Genomic DNA, 22,402 nt, shown 5'->3' with positions numbered 1-22,402 from the left:
GCGGGGTACATACGCACTCCGAACGCGGATGTGATATGACCGACGAGGACGCCGAAGCGTCGGGGGATAGCGAACCGTCAGGCCTTCGGGACGATGCCGCCGCGTTCGTCCAAGCGTACATCGAACAGGAGCACGGCTACCTGTCGTGGCTCGGAACGCGCGTGGACTCGATGGAGTCCGGTCGCGTCGTGATGACGGTCCCGTACGACGAGAAGCTGACCAACACCACCAATCCGCCGACCGTCCACGGCGGCATCGCGGCGACGCTCATCGACACCGCGGGCGGCATCGCCCAGCGAACGCTGCTCGACGATCCGCTCGACGGCGGCGTCGCTACCGTGAATCTCAACGTCAACTACCTGCGTCGGGCATCCGGTGATCTGACCGCGACGGCCGAGGTCGTCCGCGCGGGCGGGACCATCGGCGTGAGTACCGTGACGGTCGTCAGTCGAACGCCCGAACGCGTCGACGAGGACGCATCGCATCGGTGGGAGGGCACGCCGTCCGGCGAAGCCGTCGCGACCGGACAGGCGTCGTACCGGCTGTTCCGAGAGTGAGTTCGATAAATCGAGGTGGCTACTCGAACGAGAGTTCCGCACGCGTCGCGACCTCGCCGAACAGCCAATCGGCGTGATCGAGTGCGTACTCTTTGTGGCCCTCCTCGATGGCACCGATCGCGTCCTCGACGAGCACCGGCCGGTAGTCGCGGAGCCCCGCGCTCCCCGCCGTGTGGAGGACGCAGACGTTCGCGAGCGTCCCGCAAATAAGCAGATCGTCGATGCCCCGCGCCGATAACCAGCCGTCGAGTTCGGTCTCGTAGAACGCGTCGTAGGTGTGCTTCTCGACCACGTGATCGCTCTCACGGACGTCGAGTTCATCGACGAGATCGGCCTCCCAGGAGTTCTCGACGACGTGTTCGCCCCACCGGTCGAACTCGTCGTAGTAGTGCGCGTCGTCGAACTGCTCGGGCGGGTGGACGTCGCAGGTGTAGACCGCGCGTGCGCCCGCGTCGCGGGCCTCGGAGACCAACGCCACGACGTCGTCGATGACGGCTTCGCTCGCGGGTGCGTGGAGGCTCCCGTCGGGATGACAGAACCCGTTCTGCATATCGACCACGACAACGGCGGTACGCTCGGGATCGAACGCTTCGAGGGACATACTGGAGTGTCGGTCCGCTACGATCAAAGGCGTTCGCCCGATGGGCGGAGGTCGGTCGAGGAGCGTGCGGAAAGGTACTTCCCTCAGTGGGCCGTCTGTTTCGGCAATGACGCGGAACCGCGGCGTGCTCGCCGCAGCCCTCGCCCTGCTGCTCGTCCTCGCTGGATGTAGCGCACCGATGATGGAGTCAAATCCCGTCCCTCCGGCCGGGAGCGACGCCGTCGCCGCCCCCAACGACGACTTCGACGATCCCGAACGCGACGTCCTCGGCTGGGAGGGGGGCTACTGGCACAACGAGTCGATCGACGTCGATCAGTCCGACGGTCTCTCCGACGAGGAGTTGGACGCGTACGTGGCTCGCTCGATGGCCAGAGTGGAGTACGTCCGCGGCGAGGAGTTCGACGCTCGGGTTCCCGTGAACGTCATCTCGCGCGAAGAGTACCGTAACCGATCTTCGGGCGGTTCGAGCGACGGAGAAGTCGACCAGTACGAGCGCTGGAACGACCAAGTGTGGGAGGCGCTGTTCGTGACCGGCGAGTCCCAGAGCAGCGGTGATGCGATCGGCGAGACCCGAAGCGCCGCAGTCGCCGGGTTCTACTCGCCCGCGGACGACGAGATAAAGATCATCACGGACAACCCCGAATCGCCGACGATCAACAACGCGACACTCGTTCACGAGCTCGTCCACGCGCTCCAAGACCAGCGCTACGACCTGACGAAAGAGAAGTACGGCGGCGAAACGCAGGACGAACAGCTCGCGGCCGACGGACTCGTGGAGGGCGACGCGAAGTACGTCGAACAGCGGTACGCCGATCGCTGCGGCGGCGCGTGGGAGTGCGTCGCGACGCCGTCGAGCGGCGGCGGAGGTGGCGGGGGCGGCGGCACGCCGAATCTCGGGATCTTCCTGACGATCTTCCAGCCCTACTCCGACGGGCCGGTGTACGTGCACGACCTCGTCGACCGCGAGGGCTGGAACGCCATCGACGACCGCTTCGAGACGCCCCCGACGTCCTCCGAGCAGATCATCCACCGAACGGACGAGACGCCCGTCTCGATCGAGTACCGCGACCGGGCGCGAAACGGCTGGGAGACGTTCGATGAGCAGGGCGTCGACGGGGCCGACACCGTCGGCGAGGCATCGATGTACGTGATGTTCTGGTATCAGGCCCAGCGTTACGGTGCGGACACGATCGAGCCTCGAACGATCGGCAACGTCGAGAACCGATACGACACGTACAACTACGACGCCGAGCCATCCGCGGGCTGGGGCAACGACAAGCTGTTCCCGTACAAGAAAACGACAGACTCTGAGACGGCGTACGGCTACGTCTGGACGACCGAGTGGGATTCGGAGCGAGACGCGCGGGAGTTCCAGCGCGCGTACCGGGCGATCCTCGACGCCCACGACGCCGACGAGCGCGCGACGAACACCTACGTCGTCCCCGACGGCGAGTTCGCCGACGCGTTCCGGGTCACCAGGTCCGGCACGCGCGTGACGATCGTGAACGGACCGAGCACGTCCGATCTCGACGACATCCGGCCGCGGCAGTCCTGATACGCCGGAGTGACGTCCGACGGGGCAGGCAATCGGGCCGTCGCGCCGCCGACGAGTCGAAGTGGCAATGAAGCCGCCCGTCGAACCTGCCGTCCGTCGAACCTGCCGCTCGTCGGTCCGAGGTTGAAGAGGAATCACCTTCGGTCACTGAAGCCGAACGAATGTATTTTTCAACGCGCCCCCGCAAATATCGTCTATGGAGTTCGACATCGTCGGTCCCGACGCCATCGCCGAGGGGTCGGCGACCGACGCGTACTTCGATCGGACGGAGACGACGCTCCGTCACGCAGGACGAAACCCGCGCGTCGTCGCGGAGGTGACCGCCGACCAGTTCCCCGACGGCGATTACGAACTGCTCGCGGGCGTGAAAGACGCCGCGGCGCTCTTAGAGGGCAGAGACGTCGACGTCGACGTCGTCCCGCCGGGACGGCTGTTCGACGGCGGTCCCGTGATGCGGATCGAGGGCGAGTACCTGGAGTTCGCACGCTTCGAGACGTCGCTTCTGGGCTTTCTCTCGCACGCCTCGGGCGTCGCGACCGCCGCGCTCGATGTGCGACGAGCGGCACCCGACTCGACCGTCCTCTCCTTCGGCGCGCGGCACGTCCATCCGTCGATCGCGGCGATGATCGAGCGGAGCGCGCTCGTCGCCGGACTCGACGGCTTCTCGCACGTCGCCGCCGGAGCGGTGATCGGCCGCGAGGCGGGCGGGACGATGCCGCACGCACTGCTCATCTGTTTCGGGCGCGGCAACCAGGAGCAGGCGTGGCAGGCGTTCGACGACGCCGTCGACGAGGACGTGCCGCGCGTAGCGCTGTGCGACACCTACTCCGACGAGACCGACGAGGCGCTTCGGGCCGCGGAGGCCCTCGGCGACCGCCTCGACAGCGTCCGGCTCGACACGACCGGCTCGCGGCGGGGCGACTTCAGACACATCATCAGAGAAGTGCGCTGGACGCTGGACGCGTACGGTCACGAGGACGTCGACATCTTCGTCTCCGGGGGACTCGACCCGTCGGACCTGGTTGAACTCCGAGACGTCGCCGACGGATTCGGCGTCGGCGGTTACGTCTCCAACGCCGACCCCGTTGACTTCGCGCTCGACATCGTCGAACTCGACGGGGAACCGGCCGCCAAGCGCGGGAAACTCACCGGCGCGAAGGCCGTCTACCGGACGGCCGACGGCGGCCATCACGTCGGCCTCCGAGACCGCTCCGGGCCCGAGGATTCCGAGACGCTGCTCCGGCCCTTGCTTCGGGACGGCGAACTCGTCGACGACGTCGACCTCGGAATCGATGCGGCCGTCGAACGCGCCGCTCGCGACGCTGAGCTATGCGGATACGGAGCGGACGCCGCCGGAAACGAGTAGTCGGAGTCGGCGACCTACAGTTCTTCGACGCTGCCGCCGTCGGCGCGTTCGCGGAAGACCTGTCCGTCGAACAGCGTGATCGTCGTCTCGTCGTCCTGCCACGCCAGCGGCGAGAGACCCGCTTTCCGGCAGGCGTGGGTGAGGAACTGTTCTTCGTTCCAGCCGTTCTCCACGGGAATTGTGGGGTAGAGCCAGCCGTGGCTGCCGTCTCGGTCGACGACGACGCCGTGCGTTCCCAGTTCGATGTCCCCGAGCGGGTCGGTCGTCTGGGTGTAATCGCACACGACGCAGACGGAAATAGTGAGGTTCGAGAGTTCCGGTTGTTCGATCTCGGAGCCGCAGGAGTCGCCCGAGGCAGCCTGAATGGCCGCGTCGACGATAGCGTGGCCCAGTTGGTCTGATCCCCGGTACGCGCCGGCGCAGCCCCGAAGTCGTCCGCGGCCACGCGTCGATCGGATTCGGACGAACGCGCCGGTGCGAGCGTAGAAGGCATCACGCATACTCCCCGGTTGCTCCCGTTGTCCGTGTAAAACGTACGATTCGACCGATTCACGCGCTAATTCGACCGCCCTCGCCCCATCCTCGTAGGTGAGACGAACGGTCTGCGCCTCGGACATATGTCCGTAGAGGAACTCACCTAACTTGAACGCTTCCCTTCATTCTCGGAGGTAAACGGCCGGAGGAGCGCGTTTGAGACGGATCGGGGCTCCGAGAAAACGAGGCGGCCCGATTGTACCAAAATATTCGGGATAGATGTACGATTACTGCGCGATGGTGTCGGTTGCCGGGTGATCGAATAGATCAGCCGTGACGAACGCCCGAAATCGTGGTGGGTCACCGGGCGATCGCTCGATCGAACGGTCGGACTATCAGACGATCGAATGGTTGGGCAATCGTGCGACCGAACGGCTTATTGGACGCTCTCCCCTCGAATCGAACGGCAGAGAGAGCTCGGCTCCCGTCGGTCCGCTCGGACTGATGAGGAAAGTCCCCCCACCGTCCGGACAGGTGACCGGGCGCAAGCCCGGAGCCGGAGACGGCTGGCTCTGGAACAGAGACGAGACCCCTCGGCCCGACCGATGAGACGCGGCGGCGAACTGCCGCCGGCGCTCGCGGGGCGACCCGCGGGCGTGCGAACCGACCCGCGAGGGAAGGGAGCTAACCCGTCGAGGGCAGACCGATCGCTTCGCGATCGCAGACGGTCGAGAACGGATGGAACGGCGAATCTTCACCGGTGCAAGTCCGCGCCGCCAAGGTAGTCCGGACAGGGCGCGGCCGCTCAGCCGAATGCCGAGACGAACAGAAGGGGGCTTACTCCTCTCAGCCGCTTTTCGCACGCCAGCGACGGCGTCGTCGTCGGCGAAATGACAACAGAAGACACGTAACCGAGACGGTGCCGAAGGTTCTTATCGGTGAGCGCCCTCCCGGCGGCTATGTCGAATCGGTCTCGCCGACTCCCTGCCGTTGCCCTGGCGCTTCTCATCGCGCTCTCGGGCTGCGCCGGGTCGGTCGTCGATATCCCGGGACCGGAGCTTCCCGACGACGGTTCGGGAGCGGTGTCGGGGACGCCGGACGGCAGCGCCACGTCGACCGCATCCGACGGTGATGCCACGTCACCCGCGGAACCGTCGCCCGGACAGTCGTCCGCGACGGCGGCCCCCGACGCGTCGAATCCGTGGGGCTCAGATCCCATCGTCGTCGCCGTCCGCGACGCGGCCGGGACCGACCGCGAGTGGACGCCGCTGGTCCGAGAGGCGACGGACTACTGGGAGGCCGACGCCGAACGCTATGCGGGCTTCCCCGTCGACTACGAGGTTCGGCCGGACGCGTCGGATCCCGACCTCGTCGTCGAGTTCGTCGACGAGATTCCCGAGTGCGACAACCTGAGCGACGCCGCGGGCTGTGCGCCGCTGATCGAGGACCGCAGACAGATCGACCGTCCCGAGACGGTCTTCGTTCGAACGGGCTTCTCGGACGAATCGACTGTCCAGGTGACGAAGCACGAGCTCGGGCACACGCTCGGGCTCACCCACGAGGACGCGCCCGAGGAGATAATGGCCAGCCACTCGGTGCTGTACGCCGAACCACAGCCGAACGCGACCGAGCGCGCGTTCCCGTGGAAGGACGCCGACTTCACCGTCTACGTCGACGACGCGAACGCGAGCGATCCCGAGGGGATGCGGACGCAGGTCCGGCACGCGCTGGCGTACTACGAGGACGACCCGGAGGGAATGCCGACGAACCTCACCTTCACGATGGTCGATGACCCCGACGACGCCGAGATCGTGATCCGCCCGGTAGAGACGTCGCCGTGCGGTGAGGGTGCCGCCTCCTGTGGTGCGACCGCCGGGGAAGACTCCGACGGCGACGGTGAGATCGAAGTCTACACAGCGCTGCGAATCTCGCTCGTCGATCTCGACACCGACGCCGTCGGGTGGCACGTCGGCTACTGGCTCGCCCACGGATTCGGGGCCGAGGACGACGGCGAAAAGCCCTCGCCGTTCCGTGACGCGTCCTACGAGGAACGCCGCGGCGAGTGGTGGGAGTAGCCCGTGCCGACTGGGATCTGCCTCGACTGTGACTGATTCGGCCTCACAGCTAATCGCAACCAAACCAACGCAATCCAGCGGCGGATTCTTTTCGGTGGGGAACGTACAATCGACTATGACGGAGCACAGCAACGCCGGTGGCGACGCCCCGTTGAAGACAGCGGGCTTCACCGCCGCAGAACTGGCCGAATCGCTCGAAGCGGCGTTCGACGGCGATCACGCGGAGTTCCGTGTCGTCGCCAGGCAGGCCCGTGACCTCGCCGACGCCGGGATCGCCGCTCGGGACCGCGGAGAACCGCTCACGATCGAGGAGATCGTCCGGAACCTCGAAGACGCGCCCGCTGAGTCGAGCGTCGCCGACCGCTGGAACTGGTGGTTGGGCGCGTTGGAGACCGCTTACGGCGGCTACCGCGAATTCGAGGTCCGGGCTGTGCCGACTGAGGATTGATACGGTCGGCTATGTACCAGCGGTCCCTCCCTCGGTGCCGCGCCGTCGGTACGAGACGACAACCGCCGCATAAGTGATGTCCCGCCGACGCCGCAGAAACAAGATCAGATCGAGAGCGTCTCGCCGACCGCCGGAGCGCTCGCGCTGAATCCGTCTCGCTCCAGTTCCGCAGCGAACGCCGCACAGCGGTCCCCGTGATTTATCAGAATCTCCGCGTCACGGTAGGCGTCGAGGAGACCGCGGATTCCGTCCCGGTCGGCGTGCGCGGAGAACTCGTACTGTTCGACCTGCGCGCTCACCGGCATCACCCGACCGTCGATCTCGGCGCTGCCCGTCTCCAGGAGGTCGCGGCCCGGCGTCCCCTCGACCTGATAGCCGGTCATCGTGATCTTGTTCGTCGGGTTCGAGCGGACCTCGGGGATGTACGTCATCGCCGGTCCGCCCGAGAGCATTCCGCTCGTGGTGACGATCGCCGCCTGCTGGTCGGCGATGCGCTTTCGCTGTCCGTTCTTCCCGGTGACGAACCGCGCATGGGCGGCCGCGCGTCCGAGCGCGTCGGCGTCCCGAACGTACGCCGAATGTCGCCGGAGCATCCGCGTGACGGCTTTCCCCATCCCGTCGACGTAGCACGGGATGTCGTACCGCTCGCAGACGAGCAGTAACTCCTGCGTGCGGCCGATGGCGAACGCCGGGACGACGACTGAACCGCCCTCCCAGAGCGTCGTCTCCACGCTCTCGACGAAGCGGCGCTCGACCGCCGCTCGCGGATCGTGCTCGACGTCGGCGTACGTGCTCTCGCAGATGACGGCGTCGGCGTCGGGGCGGTCCGTCGTTCCGGCGACCAACCGCTGATTGTCCGTGTGAAAGTCGCCGGTATAGAACAGTCGCGTGTCCCCATCAGAGACCAGCACGTGCGCGCTTCCGGGGATGTGTCCCGCTCTGTAGAAGGTGACCTCGTGACCGGCCGCCTCGAACGTCTCCCCGTAGTCGTGCGGTTCGGACACCTGCGTGACGCGCTGGACGTCTGTCTCGGTGAACGGACAGCGAAACGTGCCGCCGTGCAGTTTGAGCGTGTCGCGCGCGAGGGTCAACGCGAGTTCGCGCGTCGGCGGAGTCCAGTGAATCGACGGGCGGGCGGAGCCGGAGAGCAGCGTCGGGATCGCTCCCGCGTGATCGAGGTGGCCGTGGCTCACCACGACCGCGTCGGGGTCCGGCGTGTCGACAGGGAACCGTGGCGGGTTCCCCGCGAGCATTCCGAAATCGAGCAGCAGCGAGTCGTTGACGAGAATCGCGCTCCGCCCGACCTCGCCAGCGCCGCCCAAGAACCGGATCTCCATTGCGACGAGGTAGCGGCTCCGGTCGTTTGACGCCGTCGATCGGTTTGCTCGGACGCGCGATCGCCCTCGCAGTCGCAATTCGGTGCGAGCCGGTCCCCCCTCCGGAGCGGTCTGTATCCGTGACGTCTAGAACAAGTCGTTGGAGCCGCGGCTAATTCGGTTCTTCTCCGTCCCGTCGGCGTTCAGGACGCGGGTGGGCAAGACTCAAAACGAGACGTTTTCTTCGTCTTTCGGGCCCGAGACGGTCTCTGCGGGGTTGCTGCCGCGGTCGTCGTAGAACTTCCGTCCGATGTACTCGTCGCTGACGTTGCCGATGATCGTGTTGAACAACTCCTCGGCGGAATCATACGTTTCCTGACCGACGGTGCTAACGATCGTTCCGACCGTTTCGGTCTGTTCGACGTCAGGGGCCTCGATATCGACGGAACCAATCGCTTCGATTACCCGCTCGTGGGCGATCGGATACTCCAGTTCGTCTTCGAGATAGGCGGATAGTTCATCAATTTTCATAATTAATACAGAGACTACCGGAGTAAATGTGTTCTGCTCTTCGGAGCAAGTGCAACTAAGAAACGGCGGTTCCGGGGGTAAGTTAGTCGTCCGAATCGGCGGGTGTATCGTCGCCGGAATCGGTGGATGCACTGCCACCGGAACCGGCGGACACGTCGCTTTCGGTACTTCCGCCGTCTCCATCCTCTCCGGTCAACTCCTCAGCGCGGAGGTCCGCGCTCGCCTCTCTGACCTCGCGCATCACGCTCGAGATGCGCTCTTCGGCCTCCAACTCCTCCTCGACCGAGAGGTCGACGCCCTCGACTTCGAGCAGGAACTTCGCGATTTCGGTTACCTCGTACATCAGTTCGTCCAGTTCCTCGGCGGTAAAGAAGCCGGACATCGCGCCGTAGAGGAACGTCGCACCCGACTTCCGTATTTTGCCCTCGAACGACGAGCGCGCCTGATTGACCGCCTGCGGCGTGTACGTATCGGTCATAAACGGGACCAGCTCCGGAAGGTTCTCGCCGATCTTCGTCATCTCGACGCCGGTCTCCGTACGGAAGTCGGCGCACAGTCGAGCGATGGCCCACTCGCGCGCCGTGATGTATGTCCGGTCCCGGAGAAAGTCGTTGACGCGGTCGTACTGCGCGCCGTCTACTTTTTTGAACCGGGCATACTTCTGGACGTCCGACGGCGGTTCCGCTCCGTCAGATGGTGCTCCGTCAGATGGTACTCCTGATTCGTGGGTTGGTGCTTCCGCCTCCTCGGCAGCCGCGGCAGAACCGGACGCGGGACCCCCCTCGGGCGAATCCGAAGTATCCTCGTTGGATGGTGGTTCGACGCCGGAGTCGTCGGCATCGCCCGGTGGCGACTTCGACGCGTCTTCCTCGGAGGCTGTCTCGGGGGCCGACCCGGTCGCGTCGGTGTCGGCGGCGGACATCGACTCATCCGCCGCGGTCGGTGAGGTGTCGGGAGGTGACGCGTCGGCGTCGTCGTTTGCCATACTGCCGGGTGTCGCGCCGACGCAAAAAAGCGTTCTGTCGCGATCGATTTCGAGCGAGCGAGGTCACGCCGAGGATCTGGCTCACAGGACGCGGGCGACACCCGACGATTTTTCTACTCCCCCGACGACATCTCGGCGTATGAGAATCCTCGTTGGCGTCGGAGCGTCGGACGGGTCGCTCCGGGCGCTGGAGCAGACGGTCGAACGGGCGGTCGAAGCGGGCGACGAACTGACCGTCGCGATCATCGAGGACGACAGTCCAGACCGTTCGACCGATGAGATCGAATCCCGCGTCGAGGCGGCGCTTGATTCGGGAACCGTCGATGCCGAGGTTCGTCACGTCGACGACGAGCCGGGCAGCGAACTCGTGACGATCGCCGAATCGGAGGGGTTCGATCGGATCGTCCTCAGCGGCGGGACGACCAGTCCGATGGGTAAGATCAAGATCGGAAGCATCGCAGAGTTCGTTCTCTTGAACTCCCACGTCAGCGTCACCCTCATCAGATGAGCTACGATCGCCGCTTCCCCGACACGGTTACCGGCCCGTTCGAGGGCCCGCCGATACGCTTCACCGACAAGGCGGGCCGCGAGATCGAGATCCGCGCGCACGACGAGAGCGAGCGCGAGTACGAGGCGATCGCGTCGATGTACGACGAGTTCGATCCGGCGGACCGCGCCCAGGGGATCCCCCCGAGCGACGAGCGGCGTATCCGCGAGTGGCTCGAGAACATCCTCTCCGGCGAGTGCCTGAACGTCGTCGCGTGGGACGGCGATCGGGCGGCGGGACACGCCACGCTCGTCCCCGATAACGACGACTACGAACTGGCGATTTTCGTCCTCCAAGCGTACCAGGAGGCCGGAATCGGGACGCGTCTGATGAAAGGCCTCCTCGGCTACGGTGCGGAGTCCGGCGTCGAAACGGTGTGGCTCACCGTCGAACGGTGGAATCAGCCAGCCGTCGGCTTGTACAAGAAGATCGGCTTCGAGATCAGCGACTCCGAGAGCTTCGAGATGGAGATGGCGATCCGGATCGGCGACGGCGCCGACGAAAGCGGATAGCGAACGGCGGTTAGTCGGCGTAGACCGCGCTTCGGCGACGGTGTTTGTCGTCCAGTCGAGGGATGGAGCCGTTCACACTGAGAGGACGAGGCCGTTCACACTGAGAGGACGGGCTGGCTCGCGTACAGGAGGACGTACTCCGCGGCCTTCGCGAGCACCTCGCCGGGATCGCCGGAGATCGGTTCCCGCGGCACCACCAAAAAGTCCGCATCGACCTCGTCGGCCGTATCGAGGACGACGCTGCCGGGATGGCGGAGCTTCATTTTCGTCGAGAACCCGTACGCGACCGACGTCGACAGCGGGACGTCGTGCTCGGCCGCGATCCGCGCTGCGGTCTCGGTGATCGCCTCGCCGTCGGCGGCGACCTGCGCGTCGTCGACGACGCCGTCTTCGATCGCTCGAACCACGTCCTCTCCGAGCACGTGGACGACGTGAACCGTCGCATCGTATTTCGCGGCGATCGCAACGGCGTGCGCTACCGCGTCGTCCGACTCGTCGCTCGTGTCCACGGGGGCGAGCACGAGGTCGACAGACAGCGGTCGGCGTTCGGTCATACCCGCACCTGTGGCGGCCGACGGCAAAAATCCTCACTTCGACGTCGACGGTATCAGGTCGCCGGGCGAACGGTCCGCTTCGAGAATCCGGACAGTTCACTCCGAGAGTCCGAACGGTCGCTTCGAGAGTCAGGACGGGCCACTCCGAGAATCCGGACGGGCGACACGCTCAATAGCGAGACTGGTATAGTACGTGTGTGCGGTATCGCTTGGCATTGCTGTTCGTCGCCATCCTCGTGGCCGCGTCGCTCGGGAGCGGGTTACTCGGTCCCGGGGGCGTCGCGAGCGGCCAGGACCCCCCACCGGAGCAACTCATCCGACCAGCTGAGGCGGAGAGCTACGTCTGGCCGTACACCAGTCGGAGTCATTCAGTGGAGGGGCGAACCCTCGCGTTGAACGTCGTGATCGTCGGGACGCCGGACGACGTCCGTACCATCCTGATGGATCGCTCCGAACTGGAGTGGACGACCGCCGACGAGGACCACAGCGTAAACGATACCGTGTCGATCGCAGACATCAACGAATCTCTACAGAGATCACAGGACAACGAATCCGGGTCGCAGGCGCAGTTGGACGGGTCAGGGTCACTCGGCCAGCTCAACGAATCGGTGTCGATATCACCGTGGCAGACCGCCCGCGGGTCCTCGCGGTACACCTACGTGGCGGACAATCTCAGTTCGGGAGAGTGGGTCGAAGCTGATTATCAACTCGCGACCGGGGCGTACCTCGGCAGCCGGACGCACATTCGCGCCTATCCCGGACCATCGGACAACTGGACGGCGCTACAGGCGCACACCGAGTACTGGGACTGGTTCCGGTTGCGACACTCGGTGACCGGCATCTCGGAGGGCGGACGGACCGTCGAGCGCGACCTCCGAGACGAACCGTTCGTCGCGGAGGTCAACCGGGTGTACCACGGGAACGGCGGCGGCGGGAGCGACGGCTGGCTCTCGGTGATCCGACTGACGTCGGCGAACTGGTCACTGGTCCCGTCGGCGTCCGCAGAGGAGTCCACCGAACGCCCGAGTTCGACGACGCTCGGCGTCGTCGGTATCGTCCCCGCCGCGGCGGTGCTCGCGGTCGCTGCGTCCCCGGTTCGGCGGCGAGACCTACGGGAACTGCGGGATCTCGCGCTCCCGATCGCTCTGATCGCGCTCGTCCTCGGCGTCCGATCGCTCGGAATCGTCGCTGAAGGGGTGTTCCCCGCGACTAATCCGAAGGTATTCGCCGGACTCCTCTATCCGGTACTGGTCGCGGGGCCGCTCGTCGCTAGCTGGATCTTGGCTCGCAACCGCCCCGCCACGCGCATAGCGCTTCTCGCAGCCGTCGGGCTCGGTGCTGGCTTCGTGCTCGATTTGGGCAGCGTCGGCGTGAGTGTCGTGCCGATCCAACTCGTGCTGCAACGAACGGCGCTGATGGGAACCCTCGGACTGTTCACGCTCGGCGTCGCCGACGGGGATCGGCAGTTAGCCGGGATCGGAGTGGTCCTGTGGCTCGGGGTTCTGGCGGCGACGCTTCTGGGGATGGTGTGAGCGAGCGATCCGAACCGGAACGGTCGAGTCGAGCTACGATCTTTCGACGCCTGTCGCAGCGTAAATAACGACGCCGTCGTTCTCGTAGACGCGTTCCCAGCGGTCGGACCGCTCGAAGGACCGTTCGACCGTGCCGAACTGCGCGGCGGTGTCACCGCGGACCGTGTACTGACCTTTCGGCACGTACACGTGCGTCGGCCGTTCGCCGATGTCGTCGGCGATAGATTCGACGCACGCGACGCTCTGACACCTCGATACCGACTCGTACGCCGCTTCCTGTTGTGCGAACCGGTCCGAATCGACCCATTCGACGCCCCAGAAACCGACGAGTAGTGTTCGATCGGTCAACGCGGGGAGCCACTCGGCGGCGTCTCCCATCGCGACGAAGGTCGCGTCGGGATCGGTTTCGGCTTGAATCCACGCCATCGCCTCGACGGACTCCCGGTCCAGGAACTCCGGCGTGGAGGGGTCTGTCACGAGCGTCGTCTCGTAGGCGAAGTACGCCCCGCCGACGACCGTCCCCAAGAGGATGACAATCGCGGCCGCTACCGCACGACGATCGGCGTTGAGGGCGGTGCGTTCCGGTCGCGTTCCCGGCGTGGAGGCGGTTCCCGCTCGCTTGCGATCGGTGGCGGGTCCACTGTCGCGGTCGGTGATGGGGCCGCTGTCGGGGTGGGGAGCAGAAGTGCTGTCTCGGTCGAGAGCAGAAGTGCTGTCCCGGTCGACGTCGCGAGCCCGCACGACCATCACAACGGTGGCGGGGATCAGCACAGCGCCTACCGTGTAGGCGAACCGCGGCTGTCTGAACAACACTTCGACGACGACGAGCCAGGCGGGAAGCAGGTAGTCGCGTCGAATTAGGAGGTAGATTGCGGGCACCAACGCGACGGCCGTACCCACCGAAACCGCACCCGAGAGCGCGTCTGCGCCGCCTCCGACGCCGCCGTGCGTTCCGGACGCCGCCGTGAACACGTCGATGCCGTGCGTCGTGAGGACCCAGACGAGCCACGGCGACGCGAGCAGTGCACCTCCGAGCCCGACCGCCAGCCCGGTGAGAAAGCCCGATATCGATCGGTCACACAGGAGCCAAAAGAGGACGTAACTCACGACGACGAACAGCGAGTACACGGGATGGGTGAGCACGGTCAGCCCGAAGGCGAGCGCACCGAGGATGACCAGACCGCGCGGGTAGCGACTGGGGTTGTTCCCCCCTGGCTCGTTGTTCGACGGTGCCGCAGCGCCGCCGTCGAACGCGAAGAGCCGGTATCCGGCGTAGACCGCGACCAGCGCGTAGCAGAACGCGAACGCGCGGACCACGCCGCCCGCCGAGAGGTGCCACTCCAGGATCTGCGGATTCAATGCCACCAGCCCGGCCGCCGCGGTTCCGGCCGGTCGCGAGCCCGCGACGTCGCGGCCGAGCAGATACGTCGGCACCAGCGCGGTCACCATCCCGACGGCCGGAAGGAATCGAGAGACTGCGACCGGATCTCCACCGATGTCTAAGAGCAGGGCGTACAGGTAGAACTGCAGCGGCGGATACGCGAACGGCACTCCGTCGGCGGTGTAGCCCGGGATCCGCGCCGGGAGCGCGTACCCGTTGGCGACGAGTTCGGCGGAGATCTTCGCGTACAGCCCCGCACCGTAGGCGGGGTAGGGGTTCGTCGCGAGGTAGATCGCGATCGCGACGACGCCGGGAAGCAACCCCAGAGCGAGCCACCGGCCGTCATCGCTGTCGAACGGAATTGCCGCACGGAGGGCAGTGAAAATCCGGCGTCCGCGGGACGCTGGAGAGTCGCTTTCGCTCATTTTCGTTTGAGTCGGAGCGGCGTCCGGAGGTCGATCGCGTACGCGGACCAGCGGTACTCCGCCAGCGCCCACGCGGGGACCGCGACGATCAGCGCGCCCGCGGAGAGCCCTTCGACGACGCCGATCCACCGCGGGAACAGATACGAGAGTCCGTTGGCGACTTTCGATGGAAGCGCGTCGACGAGGCGATCCGTGAGGGATCCCGCGGCCGGGTCGGGAGCGCGGGACGGCAGGTCGATCGACGCCGCGCTCGGTCCGCCAGCGCTCTCGTCGCCCGTGCCGAGTCGTTCGGATTCGTAGGGAAACCCGACCGTCGCGGACCACACGACCTCGCCGCCGGTGTCGACCTCGAAGACGCGGTCGCCGTTGGAGTCGGTGACGAGCGTGTTTCCGTTCGGCAGTCGGTCGGCGTCGCGCGCCCACTGCATCCGCTCGTCGCTCCAGGTCCAGGAGCGCTCCCACGAGCCGTTCGCGCGCTGGTACTCGACGATTCGGCTGTTCTCCGAGTCGGCGACGAGCACCGCCGGACCGCCGTCTTCCGGCGGGATGTAGTCGGGGTTGTGCTGTTCGTACAGCGTGTCGTAGTCGCCGTCGGTCCCGAGCGTCCAGTCCTCCATCAGGCCACGCTCGAAGTCGATAAACGCGACCTGGTCGTGGTTCCGGAGGCTGATCATCGCGGCGTCCCGCCCGTCGATCTCGACGTGCTCCACGTCGTTGAGGTGCGTCCAGTCCTCGGGGTACGGCCCGCCGCTCTCGACGTCGTAGTCAGACTGCGCGTCCCACTCCCACTCGGTGAGTCCCGTCGTCGTGTTCACGACGAAGATCCGATCCCGATCGATGTCGGCCACGAGCAGACGCGCGTCGCCGATGCGGTCGACGTCGTGCCATCGAGTCGAGTGCTTGCCGGGCGTGATCCGGCTGAAGACGTCCGTCCGCTCGCCGGTCGTGAGATTGACGCGCTCGACGCCGTTTCGGGTGCAGACGGATTCGCCGCCGCACTCGTCGGCGTCGAGGTGGTCAGCGTAGACGAACTCGACGGTCGCGTCGGTTCCGGAAACGGGGTCGACGTCCCAGTAGCGCGTGTGCCGGTCGTCGTAGTAGTAGATACTCCCGTCGGGGGCGAACGCGACGAGTTCGGCCTGTGCGCGGGGCGCGTCGTTCTCGTCCGCGACGAAGGCGTTCGAGTCGGTGGCGACCACGGTGACGTTCGACCGCGAGTCGACGACCGGCGAGCGATCGCCGCTGCGGAACACCTGTTCGACTGCGGGGTCGCCCGTCACCTGATCGTTCGTGCGCTCGGCGTGAACGTATCCGCCGACCAGCGCGAGGAGGGAGAGGCCGACGACGGCAGCGAGAAAGATGCGCAACGTCCGACGGGAGAGGGCCATATCCGGATCTCTCACCGAACGATAATAACGCGTTCTCATCGTCACCGGAGACACGCTCGAATCACCGTCGGTCGGGTCGAGACCCAAGCGCTATTACCGTCGTACGGCAACTAGTTGGGTATGGTGCAGTCGTCGAACGGGATGGGCATCCGGCGTCGGGCCGTGCTCGGGACGCTCGCAGCGGGAGCGACCGCGAGCGTCAGCGGCTGCCTCCGTCGCGCGCGGTCTGTCGCCGGGTGGGATTCCATGGAGCAGGTCTCGCTCCGGATCAAGACCCTCCCAGCGGACTCGGATCCCTACGCGCTCCACGCCGCTCGGATGATCACGTCGTGGTATCAGGCCGCCGGGATCGACGCCCAAGTAGTTCCGGTCTCCGAGGAAGAACTCCTGCGGCAAGTGCTCTTAGGGAACGATTTCGAGATATTTCTCGCCAGGAGCCCGACACGGGAACAGGACCCCGATATCCTCTATGGACTCCTCCACTCTCGCTTCGCCGACACCCGTGGTTGGCAGAATCCGTTCGGGTTCGCTGATCTGGATGTCGACGAGTGGCTCGAAGAGCAACGGCGGGCGACCGGCGAGCGGAGACAGGATATCGTTGGCGACCTCTTGGAATCGAGCAGCCGCTCACAGCCGTTTACCGTCCTCTGTTCCGCCGACGAGATTCGGGCCGCACGTCGGGAGAACTATCGGAACTGGTACGGCGCGAGCCTCCACTCGACCTACGGGTATCTGGCGCTCGAACGCGTATCCGAGACCGGGTCGACCGACGACGGGAGCGAATCCGAGGAGGCCACGCTGCGAATCGTTGGAACGGACAGGCGTCCGACGGAGAACTTGAATCCGCTCTCGGTGGAACATCGGCGCTCGGGGGTTCTGACGGGACTGCTGTACGATCCGATCGGCTACGCCACGTCAGACGGAATGTCTCCGTGGCTCGCGGAGTCGTGGTCGTTCTCCGACGGCGACGGCGGCCCCGAAGCGACGGTGCGATTGCGCCCGGACCGGACCTGGCACGACGGGGAACCGCTAACCGCCGAAGACGTGGCGTTCACTTTCGCGATGCTTTCGGATACCACGCTGGGCTCGTCCGATGACGGAACCGAAGATGACGAGACCGAAGCGGACACGCAAGTCCCGTCGCCACGCTTTTACGGACGTAGTGAGCTCGTCGACGAGGTCACCGTCACGAGCGACACCGTCGCCGTCATTCAGTTCACTGACTGCTCCCCCCGAGTCGCGACGCGGGCGTTCACCGTCCCGATCCTCCCGAAGCACGTCTGGGAAGAGCGAACGGATCGGGTCTCTATCAGTGGGATCGAGATCAGCGATGCGACCGAAGCGCTCGTGACGAACAACATCGAACCCGTCGGAAGCGGCCCCCTCCGGTTCGTCCAGAACACGCCCCGAGACTCGCTCGTCCTCGAACCGTTCGAGGATCACTTCCTCGCCGACGACTCCGACGAGAGGGGCATCGCACAGATCGGTGCCCCGCAATTCGACCGCTTGGAGTTGCAGATCGTCGGCTCCGACAACGCGGCCGTAGGAGTCGTCGCGGACGCCGACGCCGACGTGACCGCGACGCCCGTCGGAGCGGACACCGTTCCGCAGATCGGACGGGCCAGTGACCTCGAACTCGTCGTGAATCGGTCGACATCCCCGTATCTCCTCGGATACAACACCCAGATTCCCCCACTCACCAACCCGCGATTCAGGCACGCGCTCGCGCGGTTGGTGGATCGTTCCTTCCTCGTTTCGGACGTCTTCAACGGATACGCGAATCCCGCGGTGACGCTGCTCGACGGGACCGAATGGGTACCGGAAGACCTCAGGTGGGACGGCGACGATCCGACGACGCCGTTCCTCGGTACGGACGGCGAGTTGGACATCGCGCGGGTCAGAGAGGAGTTCAGAAACGCGGGGTTTCAGTACGAAGACGGCGTACTCGTGAGAGGAACGTAATGGCGCTCGTAGACGTACTCCTCCAGGTCGGCCTCGTCGTCGCTCTCGGGCACCTTCTCGCGTTTCTCATCGTGGTCGGGTGGGACCCGCGTCCGACCGCGTCGGACGAGCCACGCCTCCGGTATCGCCTGCGACGGAACCTCCGGGAGGTGATGCCGACGCTCGGCGTCCTCGCGGTGGTTCTCACGATTAACAAGGTAGTCCGAGACATCGGCGTCGAACTCTCGTGGCTCCTCGGAGTCAACCTGACCCGATATATCTACCTGCTCGAATCGCAGTTCGTCGCGGTCCTGCAAAGCTACGCGAATCCGTTGTTGACGACATATTTCGGGTTCGTATACATTTTCGGCTACACGTTCCTCCTGACGTTCCCCGTCCTCGCGTACGCGGTATACGAGCGATCGCAACCGCTTCGGGTGCTGCTTCTCACTTACATCCTGAATTACGGGATCGGCGTCGTCTGCTACGTCCTGGTCGTTGCATACGGCCCACGGAACTATATGCCGGAACTGGTCGAGCCGCTGCTGTACACGAGTTGGCCGCAGTCGCAGCTGCTGGTCGCGCAGGTCAACGTGAACACGAACGTCTTCCCGTCGCTACACACGTCGCTGTCGGCAACGGTCGCGCTGGTCGCGTACCGGTTTCGGTCCATCTATCCGCGGTGGCTGCCGATCGCGACCGTATTGGCCGTCTCGATCATCATCTCGACGATGTACCTGGGAATCCACTGGGCGACCGACGTCGTCGCCGGAATTATCGTCGCGGCAGCGAGCGTCGAACTCGCGGTCCGCATCGACGACGGTCGGCTCGCGGAATCCGTCCGCCGATGGCGGAGTCGAGATAGCGTTTCGGAGTGAAGATACAGCGTCTGCACGGAGACAACGAAGAATCTGCGCGGAGACAACGAAGAATCTGCACGGGACAGCGATTGATCTGACCGCTCCGAGCCGACGGGGTTTATCCCGAGCGACGGTGAACGGACGGCTATGTTCGAGACGATCGTCATCGCCACGGACGGCTCCGAGAGCGTCAGACGGGCCGTCGACGTGGCACTCGATCTCGCCGATCGCTTCGACGCCGAAGTGCACTGTCTGTACGTCGTCGACGAGGGCGACGTCGCGTCCGCGCCGGAGCGCCTCCGCGAGGAGATGGAGAACGCGCTGATCGACCGGGGCGAAGAGGCGATCGACGAAGTCCGCGAGTCGACGGACCGAGACGTCATCACCGCGATCACGGAGGGACGCCCGTCCTCCGTGATCGACGAGTACGCCCGCGACGTCGACGCCGACGTCGTCGCGATGGGGACCCGCGGCCGACACGGGGAAAACCGGTTTCTCATCGGCTCGGTCGCGGAGCGAGTTGTTCGGACGTGCCCGATACCCGTGCTGACGGTTCGCCAACTCGCCGACGACGAGGGCGAGACGGAACTCACCGGAACGCCGGAGAGAAGCTGAAATCGCTCGGAGATCACCGATCTCGGCCAGCCAACCACGCCGGGGTCGAAACCACACCGGGGTCGGAACCACGCCGGTTTTCACGAGGGGGACCGTCGCTCTCTGATATGGAAGACGAACTCATCGATAGCGCGAGTCTCTCGCTGACCCGGAAATCGCAGCTTCCTGGTACGGGATTCTTCTACCCGGACTCCCTCGACGAGGACCGATCCGAAGAGCGGGTCGCCGAGGCCGTCGAGGGTGCGGAGGCCGTCGTCGTCGCTGACACCGACGCGGACGGACTGGGGTGCGTCGCGCTGATCCGCGAAGCGTACGGTGCGACCCTCGAATGGGCGACGTTCGAGGACGACCTCGTCGAACGCGTCGCGCGCTGGGAAGGCACCGGTTCCGACGACGATGGCAGCGACGACGCCGACCCCGAATCTGAAGACGCCGATCGACCGCGGTCGACGGTCGCGCTCGTCGGTGCCGGTCCGTACTCGCTGGACGAAGCCCTCGAAAACGTCGCGGAATACGCGCCGGAGGGAATCGATCTCTACGTCTGCGATCTGTGTCCCGACGAGTACAAGTGGATCGCCGAGGAGCTCGACGCGGCGCGGTCGGTCGCCTCATCAGTCTCCTGGTACGATCACCACCAGTGGGACGACGGAACGGCAGACGCCGTCCGCGAGGCGGGTGTCGACCTCGTGATCGGTGAATCCGACGAGGAGTGCACCGTCGACGTGACGCTTCGATCGCTCGACTACGACTTCGAGGACCGCTGGATCGAACTGGCCGAAGTCACGCGCGATCACGACCTCTGGCTGAAGGAAGACGCCCGCAGCGACGACCTCGCGGACTACGCCTACTGGACGGACGCGGAGGAGTACGTCTCGGTGATCGGGAACTTCGGCGTGGATCTCCCCGATATCGTCGAGCAGTACATCAGCCTCCGGCGCGTCGAAAAGCAGGCGCTGATCGAGGCCGCGGTCTCCCGTGCGGAGATAAAACAGGTGGGCCCGTGGACGGTCGGCGTCACCTACGGTCGATGCTCACAGAACGAGGTCGCCGACGCGCTCCGCGAGGAGGGAGCGGACGCGGCTGTCGTCGTCAAACCCGCCGGGAGCGCGAGTATCCGCGGATCCGAGGGATTCGAGCGCGCCCACGAGGTCGCGCGGTTAGTCAACGGCGGCGGCCATCCGAGAGCCGCGGGGTGTAAACCCGACATCTACGACGATATGCTGGATTACGCCCACCACTGGACGACGCAGGGTGCGACGACGAAGCGCGTCATTCTTCGCGCCTTCGAGCGAGTCGCCGCCGAGGTCGAAGACGCTGAGACGGACGCCGAAGCAGACGAGCGCGACGGGGACGTCGTTACCGACGACGGCGATGCAACCGATGACGACGGAGAGAGCGGCGTGGCCGATGACAACGCGGACGGCGACGCGAGCGAAGACGGAACTGACGAGTAGGACGGATCACCTTCGGAAATCGAGCGGAGAAACCGCCGCATCGAAGAGACAGCAGCCCGGCCGACGGCGAGTTTATATACGGTGGCGGGACCAGACCCCGCGTGACGTGACGTGACGTTCGCCCCGCGTCGATCAGCGGTTGTCCGACACGCCGACGCGGGTGGTGCGCCGGGAGCGGTCCCGGCGCGAGCGGTTGTCGGCTGTTTGCCCTACTCAGTCCCTTCGACCGGTTCGGAGCCGCCGGGCTGGACGCCCGTCTCTGTCTCCTCGCCGACGACCCACTTGTCCGAGTAGCTCGCGCCACAGGTGCAGTGCGCGTACGCGTGGATAACTTCACCGCGGGCGTAGAGTCCCCCGACCTCCTCGTTCTGCGCCTCGGAGAACGCGAAGATGAACTCGACGTCGTGCGCGTCGTCATCATCAGCGACGGCTTCGGGACACTCGCCGCCGTCGAGCGTTCGAGAGACGTGTCCGCGCGCGGCCATCGCGCCGCGGGCGAACTCCATCGCGTCCATCCCGGTCCCGGCGGAAAACGCCCGGCGGCCGTCGTCGCCGGGGACGACGAGCACGTAGCCCGCGTCGACCGTCTCTCCCATCTTCGGGAGCTTCCCCTGACTGTCGAGGTACTCCTCGGTCAGAAACAGCGCGACGTCGTCGTGTCTGTCGCCCGCCAGAAACTCGTCGAGTTTGCTCATACCGCCGAGAGGTCGCGGAGGGCTAAAAGCCGCGTGAAATCAGCTAATGTCTCGTCGCGCGCGCCTCGCGGACGTCGGCCCCGTCGCGGACCTTGTCCTCGCAGTTCGGACAGACCCGCGGCTGGTCCATCCCGTTCGGTGCGAACACCCGGACGTACTCCGCGGTTACGAAGGACCCGCAGTTCTCGCAGTTCGGCATCGGTCGGCGATTTGTATTGAATCGAGATAATATTTAGGGGCAAGTATATTATCTCCGACCAATCGATCGTGTACGATGATCGTGTACCGATGGGTGTCCATCGGGTCCCGGTCAGCGTCCGTTAGACGCCCTCATCGTGTAAGTGAGCGGCAGATTCGCTGACAGCGTGGCGGACGACGATGTCGATGCCGCGGGCGACTTCGATGCCCCCGTAGTAGACGCCGACGAGCGAGACGAGAACGCTCACGACGATGCCGAACGCGCCGAAGAGCAGCGCGAGGAGCGAACCGACGCCGGAGATGATCGCGAAGTAGAACGCGCCCACTGCGAACTGATACGCGGCGTCGCGGTGCGGCTGTGTCTTGGAGGGAACCGACGAGCGGGAGCTCAT

Annotated in this window: 23 protein-coding genes and 1 other RNA gene; 13 read left to right on the top strand and 11 right to left on the bottom strand. The window is 65.7% G+C overall.

What is annotated here, in order from left to right:
• Positions 1 to 35 precede the first annotated feature (35 nt).
• Positions 36 to 557 (top strand): PaaI family thioesterase, encoded by a 522-nt coding sequence (locus tag FJT57_RS14025; RefSeq protein WP_144906295.1) that lies wholly within the window; start codon positions 36 to 38, stop codon positions 555 to 557.
• 19 nt (positions 558 to 576) lie between these two features.
• On the opposite strand, the gene FJT57_RS14020 is transcribed toward FJT57_RS14025, so the two are convergent.
• Positions 577 to 1,158: a cysteine hydrolase family protein gene (locus FJT57_RS14020; protein ID WP_144906293.1), complete on the bottom strand. Its 582-nt coding sequence runs from the start codon at positions 1,156 to 1,158 to the stop codon at positions 577 to 579.
• Between the two features lie 106 nt (positions 1,159 to 1,264).
• Here FJT57_RS14020 and FJT57_RS14015 point away from each other — a divergent pair, with 106 nt between their 5' ends.
• Both FJT57_RS14015 and FJT57_RS14010 read left to right on the top strand, forming a co-directional pair.
• Complete coding sequence (locus tag FJT57_RS14015) at positions 1,265 to 2,713, top strand: Hvo_1808 family surface protein (protein WP_144906291.1); 1,449 nt, start codon at positions 1,265 to 1,267, stop codon at positions 2,711 to 2,713.
• 196 nt (positions 2,714 to 2,909) lie between these two features.
• On the top strand, positions 2,910 to 4,079 hold the full coding sequence (locus FJT57_RS14010; protein ID WP_144906289.1) for a nicotinate phosphoribosyltransferase: 1,170 nt from the start codon (positions 2,910 to 2,912) through the stop codon (positions 4,077 to 4,079).
• 14 nt (positions 4,080 to 4,093) lie between these two features.
• Here FJT57_RS14010 and FJT57_RS14005 read toward each other — a convergent pair whose 3' ends face one another.
• Entirely contained in the window at positions 4,094 to 4,696 is a 603-nt protein-coding gene (locus FJT57_RS14005; protein WP_144906287.1) for a TIGR00296 family protein, read from the bottom strand.
• A gap of 322 nt (positions 4,697 to 5,018) precedes the next feature.
• Between FJT57_RS14005 and rnpB the strand changes: the two genes are divergently transcribed.
• The 3 genes from rnpB (at position 5,019) to FJT57_RS13990 (ending at position 7,076) form a co-directional block, all read left to right on the top strand.
• Positions 5,019 to 5,405: RNase P RNA component (gene rnpB, locus FJT57_RS14000), an RNA gene on the top strand.
• A 107-nt stretch (positions 5,406 to 5,512) separates the two neighbouring features.
• Complete coding sequence (locus tag FJT57_RS13995; protein ID WP_144906285.1) at positions 5,513 to 6,628, top strand: matrixin family metalloprotease; 1,116 nt, start codon at positions 5,513 to 5,515, stop codon at positions 6,626 to 6,628.
• 115 nt (positions 6,629 to 6,743) lie between these two features.
• Positions 6,744 to 7,076 carry a hypothetical protein gene (locus FJT57_RS13990; RefSeq protein WP_238994006.1) on the top strand — a complete coding sequence of 111 codons (333 nt, stop codon included), beginning with the start codon at positions 6,744 to 6,746 and terminating at the stop codon, positions 7,074 to 7,076.
• 104 nt (positions 7,077 to 7,180) lie between these two features.
• On the opposite strand, the gene FJT57_RS13985 is transcribed toward FJT57_RS13990, so the two are convergent.
• From FJT57_RS13985 to FJT57_RS13975, 3 genes are all read right to left on the bottom strand, one after another.
• Complete coding sequence (locus tag FJT57_RS13985; RefSeq protein WP_144906283.1) at positions 7,181 to 8,413, bottom strand: MBL fold metallo-hydrolase; 1,233 nt, start codon at positions 8,411 to 8,413, stop codon at positions 7,181 to 7,183.
• 204 nt (positions 8,414 to 8,617) lie between these two features.
• Positions 8,618 to 8,923: a DUF5789 family protein gene (locus tag FJT57_RS13980; protein WP_144906281.1), complete on the bottom strand. Its 306-nt coding sequence runs from the start codon at positions 8,921 to 8,923 to the stop codon at positions 8,618 to 8,620.
• An 82-nt stretch (positions 8,924 to 9,005) separates the two neighbouring features.
• The gene (locus FJT57_RS13975; protein ID WP_144906279.1) at positions 9,006 to 9,908 is read right to left on the bottom strand and encodes a DUF5806 family protein; all 903 of its coding nucleotides are present in this window, start codon (positions 9,906 to 9,908) and stop codon (positions 9,006 to 9,008) included.
• Positions 9,909 to 10,047: 139 nt separating this feature from the next.
• Here FJT57_RS13975 and FJT57_RS13970 point away from each other — a divergent pair, with 139 nt between their 5' ends.
• Together FJT57_RS13970 and FJT57_RS13965 are read left to right on the top strand one after the other, a co-directional pair.
• Positions 10,048 to 10,416, top strand: coding sequence for a universal stress protein (locus FJT57_RS13970; protein ID WP_144906277.1), 369 nt, complete (start codon positions 10,048 to 10,050; stop codon positions 10,414 to 10,416).
• On the top strand, positions 10,413 to 10,967 hold the full coding sequence (locus tag FJT57_RS13965; RefSeq protein WP_144906275.1) for a GNAT family N-acetyltransferase: 555 nt from the start codon (positions 10,413 to 10,415) through the stop codon (positions 10,965 to 10,967). Before FJT57_RS13970 ends, FJT57_RS13965 begins: the two co-directional genes overlap by 4 nt.
• A gap of 95 nt (positions 10,968 to 11,062) precedes the next feature.
• On the opposite strand, the gene FJT57_RS13960 is transcribed toward FJT57_RS13965, so the two are convergent.
• Complete coding sequence (locus FJT57_RS13960; protein ID WP_144906272.1) at positions 11,063 to 11,521, bottom strand: universal stress protein; 459 nt, start codon at positions 11,519 to 11,521, stop codon at positions 11,063 to 11,065.
• 197 nt (positions 11,522 to 11,718) lie between these two features.
• Here FJT57_RS13960 and FJT57_RS13955 point away from each other — a divergent pair, with 197 nt between their 5' ends.
• Positions 11,719 to 13,053, top strand: coding sequence for a hypothetical protein (locus tag FJT57_RS13955; RefSeq protein WP_144906270.1), 1,335 nt, complete (start codon positions 11,719 to 11,721; stop codon positions 13,051 to 13,053).
• Positions 13,054 to 13,086: 33 nt separating this feature from the next.
• Here the strand turns inward: FJT57_RS13955 and FJT57_RS13950 are convergent, their stop codons facing one another.
• Positions 13,087 to 14,859, bottom strand: a complete 1,773-nt coding sequence (locus tag FJT57_RS13950) for a hypothetical protein (RefSeq protein WP_144906268.1) — start codon at positions 14,857 to 14,859, stop codon at positions 13,087 to 13,089.
• Positions 14,856 to 16,247 (bottom strand): aryl-sulfate sulfotransferase, encoded by a 1,392-nt coding sequence (locus FJT57_RS13945; RefSeq protein WP_144906266.1) that lies wholly within the window; start codon positions 16,245 to 16,247, stop codon positions 14,856 to 14,858. The genes FJT57_RS13950 and FJT57_RS13945 overlap by 4 nt, the downstream gene beginning before the upstream one ends.
• Before the next feature lie 120 nt (positions 16,248 to 16,367).
• Between FJT57_RS13945 and FJT57_RS13940 the strand changes: the two genes are divergently transcribed.
• The 4 genes from FJT57_RS13940 (at position 16,368) to FJT57_RS13925 (ending at position 21,117) form a co-directional block, all read left to right on the top strand.
• Positions 16,368 to 18,209 carry an ABC transporter substrate-binding protein gene (locus FJT57_RS13940; protein ID WP_144906264.1) on the top strand — a complete coding sequence of 614 codons (1,842 nt, stop codon included), beginning with the start codon at positions 16,368 to 16,370 and terminating at the stop codon, positions 18,207 to 18,209.
• On the top strand, positions 18,209 to 19,066 hold the full coding sequence (locus FJT57_RS13935; protein WP_144906262.1) for a phosphatase PAP2 family protein: 858 nt from the start codon (positions 18,209 to 18,211) through the stop codon (positions 19,064 to 19,066). The genes FJT57_RS13940 and FJT57_RS13935 overlap by 1 nt, the downstream gene beginning before the upstream one ends.
• 129 nt (positions 19,067 to 19,195) lie before the next feature.
• Positions 19,196 to 19,663 (top strand): universal stress protein, encoded by a 468-nt coding sequence (locus FJT57_RS13930; protein WP_144906260.1) that lies wholly within the window; start codon positions 19,196 to 19,198, stop codon positions 19,661 to 19,663.
• Between the two features lie 107 nt (positions 19,664 to 19,770).
• Complete coding sequence (locus FJT57_RS13925; protein WP_144906258.1) at positions 19,771 to 21,117, top strand: DHH family phosphoesterase; 1,347 nt, start codon at positions 19,771 to 19,773, stop codon at positions 21,115 to 21,117.
• Positions 21,118 to 21,326: 209 nt separating this feature from the next.
• Here FJT57_RS13925 and FJT57_RS13920 read toward each other — a convergent pair whose 3' ends face one another.
• The 3 genes from FJT57_RS13920 to FJT57_RS13915 all read right to left on the bottom strand — a co-directional run bounded on the left by FJT57_RS13920 (position 21,327) and on the right by FJT57_RS13915 (position 22,402).
• A complete protein-coding gene (locus FJT57_RS13920; RefSeq protein ID WP_144906256.1) occupies positions 21,327 to 21,812 on the bottom strand; it encodes a DUF5807 family protein in 486 nt (161 codons plus the stop codon).
• Positions 21,813 to 21,855: 43 nt separating this feature from the next.
• Entirely contained in the window at positions 21,856 to 22,011 is a 156-nt protein-coding gene (locus FJT57_RS16725) for a DUF7563 family protein (RefSeq protein WP_203229194.1), read from the bottom strand.
• Positions 22,012 to 22,132: 121 nt separating this feature from the next.
• On the bottom strand, positions 22,133 to 22,402 hold the full coding sequence (locus FJT57_RS13915; RefSeq protein WP_144906254.1) for a hypothetical protein: 270 nt from the start codon (positions 22,400 to 22,402) through the stop codon (positions 22,133 to 22,135).

Source organism: Halobellus captivus (assembly GCF_007655485.1).
Taxonomy (GTDB): Archaea; Halobacteriota; Halobacteria; order Halobacteriales; family Haloferacaceae; genus Haloquadratum; species Haloquadratum captivum.
Note: the sequence above shows the minus strand (reverse complement) of the source record. Positions and strands in the feature narration are given on the sequence as shown.

Bases quoted from the DNA above. Each gene is read 5' to 3' on its own strand.
- FJT57_RS14005 (WP_144906287.1), bottom strand. From the start codon at position 4,696: ATGTCCGAGGCGCAGACCGTTCGTCTCACCTACGAGGATGGGGCGAGG.
- FJT57_RS13935 (WP_144906262.1), top strand. From the start codon at position 18,209: ATGGCGCTCGTAGACGTACTCCTCCAGGTCGGCCTCGTCGTCGCTCTC.
- FJT57_RS13960 (WP_144906272.1), bottom strand. From the start codon at position 11,521: ATGACCGAACGCCGACCGCTGTCTGTCGACCTCGTGCTCGCCCCCGTG.
- FJT57_RS13965 (WP_144906275.1), top strand. From the start codon at position 10,413: ATGAGCTACGATCGCCGCTTCCCCGACACGGTTACCGGCCCGTTCGAG.
- FJT57_RS13950 (WP_144906268.1), bottom strand. From the start codon at position 14,859: ATGAGCGAAAGCGACTCTCCAGCGTCCCGCGGACGCCGGATTTTCACT.
- FJT57_RS13925 (WP_144906258.1), top strand. From the start codon at position 19,771: ATGGAAGACGAACTCATCGATAGCGCGAGTCTCTCGCTGACCCGGAAA.
- FJT57_RS14020 (WP_144906293.1), bottom strand. From the start codon at position 1,158: ATGTCCCTCGAAGCGTTCGATCCCGAGCGTACCGCCGTTGTCGTGGTC.
- FJT57_RS13980 (WP_144906281.1), bottom strand. From the start codon at position 8,923: ATGAAAATTGATGAACTATCCGCCTATCTCGAAGACGAACTGGAGTAT.
- FJT57_RS13920 (WP_144906256.1), bottom strand. From the start codon at position 21,812: ATGAGCAAACTCGACGAGTTTCTGGCGGGCGACAGACACGACGACGTC.
- FJT57_RS13940 (WP_144906264.1), top strand. From the start codon at position 16,368: ATGGTGCAGTCGTCGAACGGGATGGGCATCCGGCGTCGGGCCGTGCTC.
- FJT57_RS13975 (WP_144906279.1), bottom strand. From the start codon at position 9,908: ATGGCAAACGACGACGCCGACGCGTCACCTCCCGACACCTCACCGACC.
- FJT57_RS14015 (WP_144906291.1), top strand. From the start codon at position 1,265: ATGACGCGGAACCGCGGCGTGCTCGCCGCAGCCCTCGCCCTGCTGCTC.
- FJT57_RS13945 (WP_144906266.1), bottom strand. From the start codon at position 16,247: ATGGCCCTCTCCCGTCGGACGTTGCGCATCTTTCTCGCTGCCGTCGTC.
- FJT57_RS14025 (WP_144906295.1), top strand. From the start codon at position 36: ATGACCGACGAGGACGCCGAAGCGTCGGGGGATAGCGAACCGTCAGGC.
- FJT57_RS14010 (WP_144906289.1), top strand. From the start codon at position 2,910: ATGGAGTTCGACATCGTCGGTCCCGACGCCATCGCCGAGGGGTCGGCG.
- FJT57_RS13985 (WP_144906283.1), bottom strand. From the start codon at position 8,413: ATGGAGATCCGGTTCTTGGGCGGCGCTGGCGAGGTCGGGCGGAGCGCG.
- FJT57_RS13970 (WP_144906277.1), top strand. From the start codon at position 10,048: ATGAGAATCCTCGTTGGCGTCGGAGCGTCGGACGGGTCGCTCCGGGCG.
- FJT57_RS13990 (WP_238994006.1), top strand. From the start codon at position 6,744: ATGACGGAGCACAGCAACGCCGGTGGCGACGCCCCGTTGAAGACAGCG.
- FJT57_RS13915 (WP_144906254.1), bottom strand. From the start codon at position 22,402: ATGAGCTCCCGCTCGTCGGTTCCCTCCAAGACACAGCCGCACCGCGAC.
- FJT57_RS13930 (WP_144906260.1), top strand. From the start codon at position 19,196: ATGTTCGAGACGATCGTCATCGCCACGGACGGCTCCGAGAGCGTCAGA.
- FJT57_RS13995 (WP_144906285.1), top strand. From the start codon at position 5,513: ATGTCGAATCGGTCTCGCCGACTCCCTGCCGTTGCCCTGGCGCTTCTC.
- FJT57_RS16725 (WP_203229194.1), bottom strand. From the start codon at position 22,011: ATGCCGAACTGCGAGAACTGCGGGTCCTTCGTAACCGCGGAGTACGTC.